At 57.4% G+C, this 17,582-nt stretch carries 11 protein-coding genes; 7 read left to right on the top strand and 4 right to left on the bottom strand.

Going from position 1 to position 17,582, the window contains the following annotated elements; all coding sequences use genetic code 11:
• The first annotated feature begins 23 nt into the window (after positions 1 to 23).
• Together HV213_RS20900 and HV213_RS20895 are read left to right on the top strand one after the other, a co-directional pair.
• Positions 24 to 1,130 (top strand): MBL fold metallo-hydrolase, encoded by a 1,107-nt coding sequence (locus HV213_RS20900; protein ID WP_181483155.1) that lies wholly within the window; start codon positions 24 to 26, stop codon positions 1,128 to 1,130.
• Between the two features lie 26 nt (positions 1,131 to 1,156).
• On the top strand, positions 1,157 to 1,498 hold the full coding sequence (locus HV213_RS20895) for a RamA family antibiotic efflux transcriptional regulator (protein ID WP_181483154.1): 342 nt from the start codon (positions 1,157 to 1,159) through the stop codon (positions 1,496 to 1,498).
• A 46-nt stretch (positions 1,499 to 1,544) separates the two neighbouring features.
• On the opposite strand, the gene HV213_RS20890 is transcribed toward HV213_RS20895, so the two are convergent.
• Entirely contained in the window at positions 1,545 to 3,689 is a 2,145-nt protein-coding gene (locus tag HV213_RS20890) for a TonB-dependent siderophore receptor (protein WP_181483153.1), read from the bottom strand.
• A 155-nt stretch (positions 3,690 to 3,844) separates the two neighbouring features.
• On the opposite strand from HV213_RS20890, the gene HV213_RS20885 reads away from it, so the two are divergent.
• On the top strand, positions 3,845 to 5,467 hold the full coding sequence (locus tag HV213_RS20885; RefSeq protein ID WP_181483152.1) for an alpha/beta hydrolase-fold protein: 1,623 nt from the start codon (positions 3,845 to 3,847) through the stop codon (positions 5,465 to 5,467).
• Here the strand turns inward: HV213_RS20885 and HV213_RS20880 are convergent.
• Positions 5,396 to 5,644 (bottom strand): DUF1158 domain-containing protein, encoded by a 249-nt coding sequence (locus HV213_RS20880; protein ID WP_181483151.1) that lies wholly within the window; start codon positions 5,642 to 5,644, stop codon positions 5,396 to 5,398. The genes HV213_RS20885 and HV213_RS20880 overlap by 72 nt on opposite strands.
• Positions 5,645 to 6,148: 504 nt before the next feature.
• Here HV213_RS20880 and HV213_RS20875 point away from each other — a divergent pair.
• The 3 genes from HV213_RS20875 to HV213_RS20865 all read left to right on the top strand — a co-directional run bounded on the left by HV213_RS20875 (position 6,149) and on the right by HV213_RS20865 (position 13,112).
• Positions 6,149 to 8,863 (top strand): cation-transporting P-type ATPase, encoded by a 2,715-nt coding sequence (locus HV213_RS20875; protein WP_181486471.1) that lies wholly within the window; start codon positions 6,149 to 6,151, stop codon positions 8,861 to 8,863.
• A gap of 63 nt (positions 8,864 to 8,926) precedes the next feature.
• Positions 8,927 to 10,006: an efflux RND transporter periplasmic adaptor subunit gene (locus HV213_RS20870; RefSeq protein ID WP_181483150.1), complete on the top strand. Its 1,080-nt coding sequence runs from the start codon at positions 8,927 to 8,929 to the stop codon at positions 10,004 to 10,006.
• Positions 10,007 to 10,019: 13 nt separating this feature from the next.
• On the top strand, positions 10,020 to 13,112 hold the full coding sequence (locus HV213_RS20865) for an efflux RND transporter permease subunit (RefSeq protein ID WP_181483149.1): 3,093 nt from the start codon (positions 10,020 to 10,022) through the stop codon (positions 13,110 to 13,112).
• A gap of 584 nt (positions 13,113 to 13,696) precedes the next feature.
• Here the strand turns inward: HV213_RS20865 and HV213_RS20860 are convergent.
• Together HV213_RS20860 and HV213_RS20855 are read right to left on the bottom strand one after the other, a co-directional pair.
• Positions 13,697 to 14,416 carry a phosphodiester glycosidase family protein gene (locus HV213_RS20860; RefSeq protein ID WP_181483148.1) on the bottom strand — a complete coding sequence of 240 codons (720 nt, stop codon included), beginning with the start codon at positions 14,414 to 14,416 and terminating at the stop codon, positions 13,697 to 13,699.
• 54 nt (positions 14,417 to 14,470) lie between these two features.
• Positions 14,471 to 15,586, bottom strand: coding sequence for a YbdK family carboxylate-amine ligase (locus HV213_RS20855; protein ID WP_181483147.1), 1,116 nt, complete (start codon positions 15,584 to 15,586; stop codon positions 14,471 to 14,473).
• Positions 15,587 to 15,912: 326 nt separating this feature from the next.
• Between HV213_RS20855 and HV213_RS20850 the strand changes: the two genes are divergently transcribed.
• Positions 15,913 to 17,577, top strand: coding sequence for an ABC transporter substrate-binding protein (locus tag HV213_RS20850; RefSeq protein WP_181483146.1), 1,665 nt, complete (start codon positions 15,913 to 15,915; stop codon positions 17,575 to 17,577).
• The last annotated feature ends 5 nt before the right edge of the window (positions 17,578 to 17,582 follow it).

The following is a 17,582-nucleotide window of genomic DNA, read 5'->3' as shown; positions in this document are numbered from 1 at the left end:
GGAGGATTTCGCCAGGTCAGGATATGAACCGTGTCATCTTAAGCGTGGTCGTCATCATGTTATTAGCGTCAGCAACAACTTTGCCGTTTGTGTTAAATGCCGGATTTGGTCAGGCACCGCAGGGCGAACAGCTCAGCCTGGTCGAACAGTCGCCGCACTATCATGACGGCCAGTTTCACAATCAACTGCCCACGCCAGGGTTTACCGGGCAAAAAAATATGCTGGCTGCATGGTGGGATTTTTTAGTCACCAAACGGGAAAATGCCAGACCGGCCCAGCCGCTACCGCTGGTGAAAACCGATCTCGCCAGCCTGCCGTTAGGGCAGGACACTATGGTCTGGCTGGGACACTCCTCCTGGTACCTACAGCTGGCGGGCAAACGGATTCTGATTGATCCGGTGTTCAGCAACTATGCCGCGCCGTTTTCGTTTCTTAACAAGGCCTTCCCCGGCGACTATCCGTGGCATGCGCAAGAGATGCCGGATATCGACCTGCTGATTATCTCGCACGATCACTATGACCATCTTGACTACGCCACCATCAAAGCGCTGATGCCGAAAATCAAGCGCGTGGTGACGCCGCTGGGCGTCGGCTCACACCTGCGCTACTGGGGCGTCGATAGCGCCATTATTAACGAAGTGGACTGGAATCAATCAGTAAAGGTTAGCGATGAGCTAACGGTTCACGCGCTACCCGCGCGCCACTTCTCCGGCCGCGGCCTCAAGCGTAACCAGACGCTGTGGGCCAGCTTTATGTTCGTCACCCCGCAGCAGAAAATTTACTACAGCGGCGATAGCGGCTACGGCCCGCACTTTAAAGCCATTGGCGAGCAATTCGGTGAAGTGGATCTGGCAATTATGGAAAACGGTCAGTACGACCAGGACTGGAAGTTCATCCATATGATGCCGGAAGAGACGGCGCAGGCCGCTGATGATTTACACGCCCGTGCGGTGTTGCCGGGCCACGCCGGGCGCTTCGTGCTGGCAAAACATACATGGGACGATCCGTATAAAAGGCTGGCGGAGGCCAGCGCAGGGCGACCGTGGCGACTGCTGACGCCAATGTTGGGTGAGCCGGTTTGGGTCGCGGATAACACGCAATCATTTAACGCCTGGTGGCGGTCACGATGAGAGTGGTTCAAGAGGAGAGAGGACTTATGACTATTTCCGCTCAGGTCATTGATACAATCGTCGAGTGGATTGATGATAATTTGCATCAACCGCTACGCATTGACGATATTGCGCGTCATTCGGGGTACTCGAAATGGCATCTGCAACGGCTGTTTTTGCATTATAAAGGGGAGAGTCTGGGGCGTTATATTCGCGAGCGTAAGCTGCTGCTGGCGGCGCGCGATCTGCGCGATACCGATCAGCGGGTCTACGATATCTGCCTGAAATACGGCTTTGACTCGCAGCAAACTTTTACCCGCATTTTCACCCGCACGTTCAACCAGCCGCCGGGTGCTTATCGCAAAGAGAATCACAGCCGCGCGCACTGAAGAGTTGAAAAATGTCCGCTGGGGGAGACCGGCGGACATTTTTTTCTTACCAGGCGTAGTTTATCGTTGCCGTGACCGTCCGGCCAATACCGTAGAAACAAGCGCTGTCGCTGGCGCATGAAGCTACGTATTTGGTATCCGCAATATTGTTGACGTTGAACTGTACTTTCGCCCCTTTCAGGCTCGAACTCAGTTCGCCTAACTCATAGCTCACCATCGCGTCATACAAATCCACCGCCGGAACCTTAAAGGTGTTTTTCGCATCGCCATAGCTGGTGCCGATATAGCGTACGCCAACGCCCGCCGTCAGGCTTTTTAGCGCGCCGTCCGGCAGGGTATAGCTGGTGAACGCCGAGGCCATATGGGTCGGAATACGTGCTGGGGTTTTTCCTTCGGTATCTACCACGGTGGTATTGACGGTTTCCGCATCGGTGTATGTATATGAAGCAATTAGATTGAGGTTTTCAAAGACCGTCGCGTGCGCTTCGGCTTCCACCCCTTTCGAACGAACCTTACCGCTATTTTCAAACCATCCGGCCGCGCTGTTGTAGGTGGCGACGTTGCTCTGCGTCAGGTCATACAGTGCGAGGGTCATTAACGCGTTTGGGTTCGGCTGATATTTCAGGCCCACTTCTACCTGCTTGCCTTCGCTTGGATCGAACGGCCCGACGCCCGGCGCGCGGTTGGTTTGTAGATTAGGTTCGAACGAAGTGCTGTAACTGATATAGGGCGAGAGGCCGAAATCAAAGGCGTATAGTAATCCGGTACGCCAGGTGAACTTACTGTCATTTTGCTGGGTGCTGCTGGCGTCGGTGAAATCCGTAGTACGCACTTCCGCCCAGTCGTAGCGTCCGGAAACCAGCAGTTCCCAATTCTGCCAGCTCAGCTGATCCTGGAGGTAAATTCCCGCCTGGTCGAGATTTTGTTGCTCATCGCTGGCGGTGCTGAAGGTGCTTTCATCAACGCTAACGCCGTAAGAGGGACTGCGCCAGTCGATATCGTACTGTGAGCCGCCGGCGCGGCCGAGGTACTGTTTATCTTTACTGGTTTTGTAATCCAGACCACCAATCACCGTATGTGCCACCTGGCCGCTGGCAAACTGCGCCTCAAGCTGGTTATCAATACCAAACTCATCGGTCTGGCGCTCTTCATGTTGGGCGCGGCGCGAGAGTACTGAGCTGTTGGCGGCGCTGGTGGTGTACACCAGATAACGATATTTCTGTTTGATGGTGGCATAACGGGCGTTCTGGCGCAGGGTGAAGGTATCGTTTAGCTGGTGCTCAAACTCATAGCCAATCATCGTTTGTTCGCGCCACGACTGATTGTAGTTAGGGTCGCTGACGTTAAAATCGCGCGGAATATAGCTGCCATCTACGCTTTCCACGGTGCCGTAGCGCGGCAGGAAGTTACGGTAACCGGCATCCGGGTCTTTCTGATAGCTGGTTAACAAGGTAAAGCGGGTGGCGTCGTTAGGATACCAGGTCAGTGCCGGGGCAATGGCCATCCGCGTCTCTTTGTAGTCATCTATCTGATTATTCTGGCTGCGGGCGATCCCGTTCAGGCGATAGAGCAGGTGGCCGTCATCGCTCAGCGGGCCGCCAAAGTCGAAAGCCCCTTCGGCAAGGTTGTTATTGCCGGTACGGAACTGCACTTCATGAATCGGCTGGCTGGTAGGGCGTTTGCTGGTCATGCTGATAAGCCCGCCGGGGTTAACCTGGCCAAACAGCACCGAGGCCGGGCCGCGCACCAGCTCAACGCGCTCCAGCAGCCACGGGTCGAAAGTCCCGGTCTGCGAGGAGGCGGTGGCCCCGTAGCTCAGGCCATCGAGAAATTTGGGCACGTAGCTAAAGCCGCGCACGAAAACTTCGTCGTTGCGGTTCGAGGCACCGCGATATTCGGTAAAGACGCCCGCGCTATAGCGCAGCGCCTGGGAAACCGAGGTGACATCCAGCGCCTGCATTTGATCGCGGGTGACCACCGACACCGACTGCGGCGTCTTGACGATCTCTGCGGCAGTCTTCGTTGCCGACAGTGTCTTTGTCGCGACAATTCCCTTTAGCGGAGCTGTTGGATCTTCGCCGCTGCCTGCGGTGACAACGATCGTTTCCTCCGCCGCCAGCGCCTGCCCGCCGAAGGTGGATACCGCGAAGCTCGCGGCCCAGAGTGCTGTTATCTTATTATATTTAAACATTTTTATGATTTTTCCTTGGTTAAGTCGCCATCAAAAAAACCGCCATCTTCGAGATGAATCGTCCAGCGGCTGTCATTAACGGCGTCAATGTTATTGCAAATAGTTATTATTTGCATTGGCGTTATTAACAAATTTTTACAAGGAAATATCGGGCAATGAAGACGGCGTGGAGCGGCCTGCTAATTGGCATGAGTGCCTTACCGGCAGCGGCGATGAACTGTGAATCACCTTCGTTACAAGGTGAACTGCAGGGGAAGTTTGATGCCAGCGGCGAGGTCTGTTTTGACCTGCCAAAGCTGGGCGAGAACTATGTTGCGGCGACTCTCTCCGGCGTCACCGATGCCCGACTGCTGGATGAGAACAATCGTCGCCTGCGTACGTTATTAGCAGGCGGCCCGGCAGATGGAGAACAAACTTTGCTATTTTCTCTGCCGGTAAACCGTGCCTCCTCACTGGTGCTGCACGGTGAAGAGGGCGCGCGCTGGCGTTTTCAATGGCAGATGCGAGAAACCACCACGCTGGCAAAAAACCAGGCACTGGACCCGGTCAGCCCGCGTCTGCAGCAGCTCAAGCGCGAGCTGGCGGCGGGAGGTTCAACGGCGAATTTTTGGCAGGAGCGTGAACTGGAAGGGACTCCCATGGTGGAACCGGTGGACGTTAGCCATAAACGAGTGACTTTCCTGTGGCGCGGGGCGAGCCAGAACGTGTTTATTCTGGGTTCTCCGGCGGGAGATCACGATCCGCTGTTTCGCCTCGGCGACTCCGATGTTTGGTTTCGCAGCTACGTGGTGCCCGCCGATACCCTAATGCAATATAAGCTGGCCCCGGATGTGCCGCAGATTGCGGGCAGCGCGCGGGATCAGCGGCGGGCGATCCTGGTCAGCGCCCAGGCCGATCCGCTCAACCCCAACAGCGTCAACACCGCCCAGGAGCGCTGGAGTCGCTACTCTTTGCTGGCGCTTAATCCTGCACGTTTTTGCTCGGCGCAGCGTATGACGCAACCGCTGCGCTACGGAACCTTAACCCGCCATCAGCTACGTAGCGACTTCCTGCAAAATACACGTGAAGTGATGCTTTACCGCCCGCGTCTGCCGCAGCCCGCACGCTGGACCTTAATGCTGTTCGATGGAAAGACCTATCAGGACGAATATCACTTTGCCAACGTACTGGATTCCCTGATCGCCAGCCATGTGCTGCCGCCGATTAACGTGGTGTTTATCGATAGCCTTGATCATCCGCGACGGGCAAAAGAGCTGCCGCCAAACCCCCACTTCGCCGACTTTATGGCCCATGAACTGCTGCCGTGGCTGAACCGGCAGGGTCTCAACCTGACCCGGCAAAAAACCGTGGTCGCAGGTTCTAGCTACGGTGGGCTGGCCGCATCCTGGGTGGCGCTGCGCTATCCGCGACAGTTTGGCAACGTGCTGAGCTTGTCCGGGTCGTATTGGTGGGCACCGAAAGGAGAAGAGGCCAGTTGGCTAACGCGGCAGTACCAGCAATCGCCGCGCTATCCGGTGCGTTTCTGGCTACAGGCGGGTAAATTCGAAACCAGCGGGCCGGACGGCGGCATTTATGCCAATACCCTCGAATTTGAGCGGGTACTGAGAGAGAAGGGCTATGCGGTGAGCTTCCACCCCTCCTCCAGCGGTCACGATTACGCCGCCTGGTGCGAGGCGCTGGTCAACGGTATGCGTGACTTGACCGGTTTAACGCTCAAGGGAAAACCAGCGACGCCAGACCCAACGCAACACCACATATTCAATAGCGCCCAGCGCTAAGAACCACAGGCAAAAGATCAGCGTATAAAGCTGGTTGAGATCCATCAGGTGGAAAGACTCAACCAGTTTTTGCGCCAGCGTCAGGCCAAGAGACGGCGCTGGCAGCAGCAGGCAGGAGAGCAAAGCCAGCAGAAGAATGCCAGCGGCGCTGAGGAGCGTTTCTAGCGGATGTTTCATTATTTGTTAATCATCAGTTAAAAACATATTGTCCGGTAAAAGGTGAATCAATGCAATATAGTTTCGCAGGGAATTAGATTACACCTTTAGTATTATATTAAATATCCCGAATAAATTACCATGTTAATTAATTTGGGCATATTTGTGATTAAATTAATTGCACCGGACTGTAAATTAACGTCATTATTAAGCCAGCGCTTTTACAAAAGTATAGGTGCTATAACCCACCAGAGTAGCGATAATAATGGCCAGCAAGATGTACAGCACCAGACGGCGTCCGCGGTAGATTCCAAACATAGTAGACCTCGTTTAGTTTTGGTTTATTAATATTTTGCAATTATTGTTTTATAGAATTAACTTACCACAAATTTTGTATTTGCGAGAGACTAAATATTGCGCAAGCTCAAATTATCTCCCGCCTGTTTTTTTAATTTTCTCATTGGCCCGGAATGATTCCAGGCTTTCCGCCTCACGGAATTTTAAGGGAGATATATTTTGACCAAAATGATCAAAACTAATAATACCACCCCCTCAGGGGATACCGCGCCACGCCGGGCATATCAGCAGACCGTTGATGCGGTGCTGGCGCAAAAAAACAGCCATATTAACGGGCTGAACGCTGCTGAAGCCGCAGAGCGTCTGCAGACCTTCGGCCCGAATGCGTTACCAGAGAAGAAAGGCAAGCCCGCCTGGCTGCGCTTTCTCGCCCACTTTAACGACGTACTGATTTTTGTCCTGCTGGCTGCTGCCGCGCTTACGGCGGTAATGGGCCACTGGGTTGATACCCTGGTTATCCTTGGCGTCACGGTGATCAATGCCCTGATCGGCCATATCCAGGAGAGTAATGCCGAAAAATCACTACAGGGCATCCGCAATATGCTCTCCAGCGACGCCCGCGTGCAGCGCAACGGTAAGCATGAAACCATCCCGACCCGCGACCTGGTACCGGGCGATATCGTCATTCTGCGTGCGGGAGACCGTGTGCCTGCCGATATGCGCCTGATTGAAACTCACAATCTGCGGGTGGAAGAAGCGATTCTGACCGGTGAGTCGACGGTAGTGGATAAAACTACCGACGCGCTGGAAGGTGAACTGCCGCTGGGCGATCGCACGAATATGCTGTTCTCCGGCACCACCATTAGCGCTGGTGGCGGCGTTGGCGTAGTGACCGCAACCGGTCAGGAGACCGAACTTGGCCACATCAACCAGATGATGGCGGGCATTGAGAAGCACCGCACGCCGCTGTTGGTGCAGATGGACAAGCTCGGCAAGGCGATTTTCGTCATTATCCTGGCGATGATGGCCGCGCTGTTCGTCTTCAGCCTGGCGCTGCGCGACATTCCTCTTGGCGAGCTACTGCTCTCCCTGATTAGCCTGGCAGTTGCCGCTGTGCCGGAAGGTTTACCGGCGATTATCTCAATTATTCTCTCCCTCGGCGTACAGGCGATGGCGCGTCAGCGGGCGATTATCCGCAAGCTGCCGACGGTGGAAACCCTGGGCGCAATGACCGTGGTGTGCTCGGATAAAACCGGCACCCTGACGATGAACGAGATGACCGTCAAAGCGATCATCACCGCCGATTGCTGCTACCGCGTTGAAGGCGACAGCTACGAGCCGCAGGGCAACATCTGCCTGGAAGGCAGCGATGAGCCGGTGCAGATTAAACCGGGCAGCGTACTGGAAACTTACCTGCGCACCATCGACCTGTGTAACGACAGCCAGATGATTCAGGATGAGCGCGGCCTGTGGGGTATTACCGGCGGGCCGACCGAAGGGGCGCTGAAGGTGCTGGCAGCGAAAGCGCAGCTGGTGCCTGTTGATGCGCGCCTGGTGGCGAAAATTCCGTTCGACTCGCAGTACAAGTACATGGCGACCCATCAGAAAATGGGCGACGTCGAGCAGGTGCTGATTACCGGCGCGCCGGACGTGATTTTTGCCATGTGCCGCCAGCAGATGAGCAAGCAGGGCGCAGTGCCGTTCGAGCCGCAGTACTGGGAAGAGGAAATGGCGCGCTTTGCCCGTCAGGGCCTGCGCATGGTTGCCGCCGCCTACAAACCGGCTAACGTTGGCAGCACCACGTTGACTCACGACGATCTCCGAGAAGGTCTGGTCTTCCTCGGCATTGCCGGGATGATGGACCCGCCGCGCCCGGAAGCGATTGACGCTATCCACGCCTGCCAGAATGCGGGGATCCGCGTGAAGATGATTACCGGCGACCACCCGCAGACGGCGATGAGCATCGGCCAGATGCTGGGGATCACTAACAGCCGCCAGGCGATGACCGGCTACCAGCTGGAGCATATGGACGACGCCGAGTTGGCGAAAGCCGCCGTTGAATACGATATTTTTGCCCGCACCAGCCCGGAGCATAAGCTGCGCCTGGTGAAAGCGCTGCAGGATAACGGTGAAGTGGTTGGCATGACCGGCGATGGCGTCAACGATGCTCCGGCGCTGCGTCAGGCCGATGTCGGCATCGCTATGGGTATCAAAGGAACCGAAGTGACCAAAGAGGCCGCTGACATGGTTCTGACCGATGACAACTTTGCCACCATCGCCAGTTCGGTCAAAGAGGGGCGTCGGGTCTACGACAACCTGAAGAAAACCATTCTGTTCATTATGCCGACCAACCTGGCGCAGGGGCTGCTGATTATCATCGCCCTGCTGGCGGGGAACATTATTCCGCTGACGCCGGTGCTGATTTTGTGGATGAACATGGCGACCTCCGCCACGCTCTCCTTCGGCCTCGCTTTTGAAGCCGCCGAGCGCAACGCGATGAACCGCCCGCCGCGTAAAACCGGCCAGCATGTGATGGATGCCTTTGCCGTCTGGCGCGTCGCTTTCGTCGGCACGATGATTGCCGTCGCCGCCTTTATTCTTGAGGCCTGGCTGGCGCCGCGTGGCCACAGCCCGGAGTTTATCCGCACCGTGCTGCTGCAGATGCTGGTGACCGCGCAGTGGGTGTACATGATTAACTGCCGCAGCAGCAACAGCTTCTCGCTGAACATGGGGCTGCTGCGTAATAAAGGCATCTGGCTGGTGAGCGGCGTGCTGCTGCTGATGCAGCTGGTCATCATCTACGTACCGGTGATGCAGACGATGTTTGGCACCGAAGGGCTGCCGCTGCGCTACTGGTTCATCACTCTGGTCATCGGTATTGCGATGTTCCTGGTGGTCGAAGTTGAGAAACGCCTGACCCGCCGTTTCCGCAAAACCGCGTAGTCTGTCCTGCGTCCCTTCTCCTGCGGGAGAAGGGACGACGCATCGTCGTAAGGAATTCCCCCCATGAAAAAGATCATCCGCTCCGCCTTGCTGGTCTGCGGCCTGGCAGGCTACGCCCTGACGACCGCCGCCGCTCCGGCGATTCCGGTGCGCGTCGCCACCGTTGAGCATGCGCCGCATGCCAACGAGCGGCAAATTTCTGGTCGCGTTGAGGCCATCCACTCCGTTGATATTCGCGCCCGTACCGAAGGGGCGATCGTGCAGCGCCATTTTCAGGATGGGCAGTACGTCAATAAAGGCGATCTGCTGTTTACCCTTGATGACGCCCAGCCCAAAGCCGCGCTGGTGCTGGCACAGGCCGAGCTGAGAAGTGCGCAGGCTTCGCTCCGCCAGGCCCAGCAGCTGTTAAGCCGCTACCAGCAGTTAAAAAATAACCACTCGATCAGCCGCAACGACGTGGATACCGCCCAGATGCAGCGTGATGTCGCCGCCGCCGCCGTGGAGCAGGCGCAGGCGCGCATTGCCGCCCAGCAAATTACGCTCGGCTATACCCGTATAACTTCGCCGGTCACCGGACGCGTCGGCCATAGCGCGTTTCACGTCGGTAGCCTGGTCAACCCTTCTAGCGGCGTACTGGTAGACGTGGTCCAGCTTGATCCGATTCGCGTCGCCTTCTCACTCGATGAAACCGCCTTTTTCGACAAAGCGGGCCAGCATGCGGATATTGTCGCGCTGAAGCAGGCGTGGATAGCGCAGGTCGATGTTGATGGGCAGCGGCAAAACGGCGTACTGACTTCCGTCGATAACCGCATTGATAGCCGCACCGCCAGCGTGGCGCTGCGTGCTGAATTTGCAAACCCGCAGCACCGTCTGCTGCCCGGTGCTAACGTGGCGGTTTTCTTCCGCCCGCAGCAGCTTGCGCAAAGCCCGATGATCCCGGCGTCTGCGGTACAGCAGGATGCGCAGGGCTTTTACAGCTGGGTGCTGATGGCGGATAACACCGTCACCTTGCGACGTTTTACCTCTGGTGGCCAGCAGGGGCAGCAGTTCGCAGTGTTAGACGGTATTAATGCGGGCGAGCGCGTGGTAACGGAAGGTGTACAGCGCCTGCGTGACGGTGCGGCCGTTCAGTTGCTGAAATAAAGAAGGGGAAGGGATGTTGACGTTTTTTATCCGTCGCCCGCGTTTTGCGATGGTGATTGCGCTGCTGATGACTTTTATCGGCGCGGTATCGCTAAAGCTGATTCCGGTCGAGCAATATCCGCAGATTACGCCGCCGGTCATCAACGTTAGCGCCAGCTGGCCGGGGGCCAGCGCGGCGGACGTGGCACAAGCCATCGCCGCACCGCTGGAGACCCAGCTCAACGGCGTTGACCATATGCTGTATATGGAATCTACCAGCTCCGATGAAGGCACCTACAGCCTGAGCCTGACCTTTGCTGCCGGCACCGATGCCGATTTAGCGGCGATTGATGTGCAGAATCGCGTTTCCCAGGCGGTGGCGCAGCTTCCTGCCGAAGTGCAGCAGAACGGCGTGCAGGTGCGCAAACGGGCAACCAACCTGCTGATGGGCGTGAGCCTTTATTCGCCGCTTGGTACGCTATCGCCGCTGTTTGTCAGCAACTACGCCAGCACCCAGGTGCGCGAAGCGCTGGCGCGCTTGCCGGGCGTTGGCGAAGTGCAGATGTTCGGCGCGCGCGACTACAGCATGCGCATCTGGCTGCGACCTGACCGCATGAATGCGCTCAATATCACCACTGATGATATTGCCCAGGCGCTACGCGAACAGAACGTGCAGGGCGCGGCGGGGCAGGTGGGGACGCCGCCGGTATTTAACGGCCAGCAGCAGACCCTGACCATCAACGGTATCGGTCGGCTGAGCGACGCCGCCAGCTTCGGGCAGATTGTGGTGCGCAGCGGTGAACGCGGTCAGCTGGTGCGCCTGTCGGACGTGGCAACCATTGAACTGGGCGCGCGTAGCTACAGCTCTGGCGCACAGCTCAACGGTAAAGACTCCGCCTGGCTTGGCATCTACCCGACGCCAACCGCCAATTCTCTACAGGTTGCCAGCGCGGTGCGCGCCGAGTTGACCCGGCTGCACGTGCGTTTTCCGGCGGATCTGACCTGGGAGGTGAAGTTTGATACCACCCGCTTTGTGGCGGCGACGATCAAAGAGATCGGTGTGTCACTGGCGTTGACCCTGCTGGCGGTGGTGGTCGTGGTGTCTCTGTTCCTGCAAAGCTGGCGGGCAACGCTGATCGTGGCTCTGGCAATCCCGGTATCGCTTATCGGCACCTTTGCCGTGCTCTATTCGCTGGACTACAGCGCCAATACGTTTAGCCTGTTCGCGATTATTCTCGCCCTGACCATGGTGGTGGATGACGCCATCGTGGTGGTGGAGAGCGTAGAGACGAAAATGGCGGAGGGACTGGATCGCGGGGCTGCTACCGCCGAGGCGTTGCGGCAAATCGCTGGCCCAGTGATCGCGACGACCTTAGTGCTGCTGGCGGTATTTGTTCCGGTGGCGATGCTGCCGGGGATCGTCGGCGAGCTGTATCGCCAGTTTGCGGTGACGCTATCGACGGCGGTGACGCTATCGAGCGTGGTGGCGCTGACGCTGACCCCAGCGCTGTGCGCGCTGCTGCTGCGCCCGCGTCCGGAAAGGCCTGCCGCTATCTGGCGCGGCTTTAACCGCGGCCTGGATAAGGTGCGCGATGGCTATGGGCGTCTGGTGGGAGGTATGAATCGTCGTCCCTGGCTGGCGCTGGCCGCGACGGCGACGGCTGCCGGGCTGGTGGTCTTTAGCTTCACCACTATGCCGAAGGGCTTTCTGCCACAGGAAGATCAGGGCTACTTCTTTGCCAGCGTGCAGCTTCCTGAAGCCGCTTCGCTGGAGCGTACCGAAGCGGTGATGGCCCAGGCCCGCGAGCTGCTGCTGGCAAATCCGGCGGTTGAGGATGTGATTCAGGTGTCCGGCTTCAATATTCTCAACGGCACCAGCGCCTCAAACGGCGGGTTTATCTCGGTAATGCTGAAAGACTGGCATCAGCGACCGCCGCTGGATTCGGTAATGGAGAAACTACAGGGCCAGCTGATGGGGCTGCCGGAAGCGACAATTATGACTTTTGCGCCGCCGACATTGCCGGGGCTGGGCAACGCCTCCGGGTTTAATTTACGCATTCTGGCCCAGGCCGGACAATCTCCGGCGGAACTGGAGCAGGTGACGCATCAGGTTCTGAGGGCGGCGAACCAGCATTCGCAGTTGAGCCGGGTATTTACCACCTGGAGCAGCAACGTCCCACAGCTCACGCTCAACGTTGATCGCGACCAGGCAGCGCGGCTGAACGTGCCGGTCGCCAGGATTTTCAGCAGCCTGCAAACCGCGTTTGGCGGTACTCGCGCCGGGGATTTCAGCATCAACAATCGCGTTTACCATGTGGTGATGCAAAACGAGATGCAGTGGCGTGAACGGGCGGAGCAGATTAGCGAGCTGTACGTGCGTAGCGACAACGGCGAGCGGGTTCGTCTGAGCAACCTGGTGACGATTACGCCGACGGTGGGCGCGCCGTTTATTCAGCAATATAACCAGTCTCCATCGGTATCGGTGAGCGGCTCGGCGGCAGAAGGCGTCAGCAGCCGCACGGCGATGGCGGTAATGGAGCAGATTTTGCAATCGAACCTGCCGCAAGGGTATGACTACGCCTGGAGCGGAATTTCGTGGCAGGAGCAGCAGACCGGCAACCAGGCGGTGTGGATTGTGCTGGCGGCGGTGGCGATGGCGTGGCTGTTTCTTGTCGCCCAGTATGAGAGCTGGACGCTTCCGGCGAGCGTGATGCTGTCGGTGCTGTTCGCCATCGGCGGATCGCTGCTGTGGTTATGGTGGGCTGGTTACGCCAACGATGTTTACGTGCAGATTGGCCTGGTGTTGCTGATAGCGCTGGCGGCGAAGAATGCGATTTTGATCGTCGAGTTTGCCAGGGCAAAGCGGGAAGAAGGGATGTCGATAGTCGATGCCGCCCGCGAAGGGGCAACCCGCCGCTTCCGGGCGGTGATGATGACGGCGGTTTCCTTCATCATTGGGATTATGCCGATGATGCTCGCCACCGGCGCCGGGGCGCAGAGTCGACGGATTATCGGCACTACCGTATTCAGCGGTATGCTGGTAGCGACGGTGATTGGCATTCTGTTTATTCCGTCGCTGTACGTGCTGTTCCAGCGCCTGCGCGAGTGGGGGCATCGGCGGATGTAGGTGGCTCGGGCACGGTGCGGTTTTGGTAGCCCGGGTAAGGCGTTTACGCCGCGACCCGGGATTTCCGGGGAGTGAGGGCGGATTTGATAGCCCGGACAGGCGCGCCAGCGCCGCCTCCGGGATATCTTCATACAGCTGCGGGAATATCTCTGAAACTGCGATATATGCAGCGATGCCCTGGTGCCCGCTGAAATCGGCGAACCGGAGGTCCGAAGACAAGGGCTGGACGCCATGGATGGCGGACAGAGGCGAATCTAGACATGGACAAAATTGCCCGGAGCAATTTTGAACAGCGCTTGCGCTGGCCCCGGAGGGGCGAGTCCCAGGGATGGGACGAGTAGTGTCGAGTTGAGCCGACCGCAGGCTGAGGACCGGGAGGTGAGCGCAGTGCGCAGCACCGATTTCTTTGCGGGACCGCGGGGATTGTAAAGGGGGAGACGGTTTTCTCCCCCTTTACCCGTTCACGTACCGCGGTGAGACATTTTCTGCGAAATAGTGGTGAACGGAACCCCTATAACACCGTCCCGGAGGCGGAGCTTAATGCGCCTGTCCGGGCTACAAAACCGCAGGCGATGTTATGCCGACTACCTGCTCTCCACCGCGATCATGGTCACGAACGGGTGGTACTGCCACGGCACGCTACCGCCTTTCTGGTACATCTTCGAAATGGTGCCGTCGAGATACAGCATCTGGCGCACGTTGAGCTTTGACTGCGCATAGCAGGCGAAATCATAGAAATTGGTTTCGCGCGCGCTAAGCATAAACACCACTTTGCCCTCACGGGTTATCCCCACGCCGTTACGCAGCTTGCGCGAGCTGGCAGAGGGCTTCAGCCGCCAGTTGATCTTGCCGTTTTCAATCAGCATCGGCCCGGACTGCACGGCGTACTGGATGGCTGGTGACGGCTTGAATTTATCGATGCTCACGATCGCCGCTTTTTGCCCTTTCAGATAAAACACTCCGCCGGGGCGAATAAAAAAATTGCCGCCGCCGGAGGCGCGGTTAAGCGGCGTCAACTGCCTGCCTTTCTCGATATACAGCCCCAGCGGCGCATACGCTTTATCATAAATTCCTCCGTTCATCGCCATCTGCACCTGCCCATTCTGGTTGATATCCGCCAGCAGCGAACGCAGCGATCCCCAGGCTTCGCCGTCCGCTTTTTGCCAGTACATGACAATGCGCTCGCGCTGCGGATTAACGGTATAGCTTTGCAGAGTCAACGACGGGTCGGTTAGTGAACATGTCCCGCTGGCGAACGTGGGCAGAGATAAAAACAGCAGCGGCAGGAGAGATGAAAAGCGCACGGCGATAGAATTCCAGGCAACAACGATGGCGTGCAGTATACCGTTTTATCGCCGCTACGCCGTCCAGATCTCGCAATGCTTCTGTACCAGCCCGATTAGCGATCCGCCGTTAGCGACAAACTCGCGCATCCGCTGAGATTCGCTGCGATCCTGCTTTGCCTGGCGGACGGCTGCATCCAGTGCGCTGTCGGCCTGAAGCTTATGGGCAAAGGGCGTCAGTTTATCCGCCAGCTGTAAAATCTCTTCGCGAAACGTCTGCTGTTTACCCGTGTGAACATCGGTATTGATGCCATCCAGCCCATAACGACAGGCCTGATAGCGGTTGAAGGGGTAGAGCAGATAATCCTCAGGCTGATGCTTAAACGGACGCTCCGTCAGCAGCCAGCAGGCGATTATCTGGATAAACCCGGCAATATTCACCGCCTGGACTATCGTCAGCGGCGTATCCATCACCCGCACCTCGACGGTACCAAAACCCGGACTCGGGCGAATATCCCAGTGCAAATCCTTCATGCTGTCGATCATGCTGGTATAGCTGAGGCGACGAAATAGCCCGATAAAGGCCTGCCAGCTGTCGACCCACGGCATTGGGCCGTTGTCCGGGTAGGCAGAAAAGAGATTGAGTCGCGAGCATGCAAAGCCGCTATCCGCCCCGTCGAGCCAGGGAGATGCTGCGTTTAACGCAATAAAATGCGGCACAAAGCGCGACAGGCCGTGCAGAAGATAAATCGCGTCATCGCCGTTCTGACATCCCACGTGAACGTGCTGACCGAACACCGTTGACTGCTGTGCCAGATAGCCAAAGTGCTCGACGGTTTTCAGGTAGCGCGGGTTAGCGCTGATTTGCTGGCGCTGCCAGGTTTGAAACGGGTGGGTTCCGCCGCCGCATATTTGCACATGATGGCGGGCGGCGGCGCGCAGCACCGCCTGTTGAATGGCGCCCAGCTGCGCCGTGGCCTGGTGGATATCGCGGCAGATACCGGTCGCGATTTCCAGCATGCTTTCGGTGATGTCATGCTTGGCCTCGCCCGCTTTCAGCGCGTTTTGCACCTCATCAATAAGCGCGGAAGAGTCCTGGCTTAGATCGTAGCCCGGTGGATTGACGACCTGGAGTTCCAGCTCGATGCCGAGGGTAAAAGGCTCTGAACGGTGAAAATCGGGTAACGGCATGGTGACTCCCGGATTATCGCTATAAGAAGAGTATAGAAGAGAACGATCCAAACTGATGATTTACCGGAAATTATGAATTTAATTTATAAAAAATGACGCGGCGTGATTATTATCTCCCGGGAATATTAAGGCTGGTGCAATCCTGCAACACAATTCCCGCTGGTGGTGCAAATAGATAAGGTTGTTTTATTTTTTCAATTAAAATCATTGAGATAATATAAGCCATTCTTATTTTATAAGCCATTTCACACTTATTTCCCGCAGATTCAGAACTGGTATGCATCTTGCCTGTTAAATAACGACTTTTATTTAACAGGGACAATGTGATGCTGAAGAAAAAATTACTCTCACGTAAATGCCATCTCGCCGTTGCTGTTAGCGGGGCATTGGTGCTGTTTGCCGCTTTGCCGGCTCATGCCTCAACGTTGCGGATAGCGATGACCGCCGCCGACATCCCTTTAACCCTCGGCCAGCCCGATCAGGGTTTTGAGGGAAACCGTTTTACCGGTATCCCGCTTTACGACGCTCTTGTTGAGTGGGATCTGTCGCAAGGTGAAAAGCCCAGCGGTCTGGTTCCAGGGCTGGCGACCGAGTGGCACGTTGACCCGCAAGATCAAAGTCGCTGGATTTTCTCCCTGCGCCCGGGAGTGAAGTTTCACGATGGCTCGGAGGTCAACGCCGATGCTATCGTCTGGAACGTGGATAAAGTACTGAATAAAGCCGCGCCGCAGTACGCTCCGGGCCAGATTGGCAACACGCTCTCGCGTATGCCGACCCTGACCGGCGCGCAGAAGATTGACGACCACACCGTGGTGTTGACCACGTCAGAGCCGGACGCGCTGCTGCCGTACAATATCACTAACCTGTTTATCGTTTCTCCGACGGCGTGGCAGAAGCTGTATGACGCGGTACCGGCAAGCAGCGGCGATACCGCCGCGCGCAGTAAGCTGGCGTGGACCGAATTCGCCGCCCATGCGGTGGGTAGCGGCCCGTTTAAAATGGAAAAACTGGTTCCCCGCCAGCAGTTGATCCTCGATAAAAACCCCGACTACTGGAACAAAGATCGCATTCCTCGGGTGGATAAAGTGGTGCTGATCCCGCTGCCGGAAGCCAACGCCCGCACCGCGGCGCTGCTCTCAAAGCAGGTGGACTGGATTGAGGCCCCGGCTCCGGACGCGGTCGATCAAATCAAGGCCCAGGGCTTTAAAATCTACGCCAACACCCAGCCGCACCTGTGGCCGTGGCAGTTCTCCTTCGAAGAGGGCTCACCGTGGAAAGACATTCGCGTGCGCAAAGCCGCCAACCTGTGCCTGAACCGCGCTGAGCTGAAAAGCTATCTCGGCGGCTATATGACCGAGGCGACCGGCGTCTATGAGGCCGACAGCCCGTGGCACGGTAAGCCTACTTTTCAGATTAAGTATGACCCGGACACCGCCCGCAAGCTGATGACCGAAGCCGGATATAGCGCTGGTAAGCCGCTGCACGTGACCGTCGCCACCTCGGCATCCGGTTCCGGGCAGATGCAGCCGCTGCCGATGAACGAGTACATCCAGCAGAGCCTGAAAAGCTGCTTCTTTAACGTCGATATCAAAGTTAACGAATGGAACACCCTGTTTACCAACTGGCGTCTCGGAGCGAAAGATCCGTCCGCGAAGGGGATTGACGCGATCAACGTCAGCGCCGCGGTGAACGACCCCTATTTCGGCATGATCCGCTTCTCTACCGCCAAAGCCTTCCCGCCGGTCGCGACGAACTGGGGCTACTTCTCGACGCCGGAAACCGAAAAGCTGGCCACGGCGGTGAAGCACGCGTTTACTCCGGCTGAGATGGATAAAGCTGCCGGTGAACTGCACGCCGCGCTGGTCGATCAGGTGCCATTCCTTTTCGTTGCCCACGACGTGGGGCCACGGGCGATATCACCTGCCGTCACCGGGGTGGTACAGCCGCAAAGCTGGTTTATCGACCTCAGTCTGGTGAGCAAAAAAGAGTAATCGTC

It is taken from the genome of Klebsiella sp. RHBSTW-00484, from assembly GCF_013705725.1.
Classification (GTDB): domain Bacteria; phylum Pseudomonadota; class Gammaproteobacteria; order Enterobacterales; family Enterobacteriaceae; genus Klebsiella.
The sequence above is the reverse complement of the archived record's forward strand: the minus strand, read 5'-3'. Positions and strand labels throughout refer to the sequence as shown.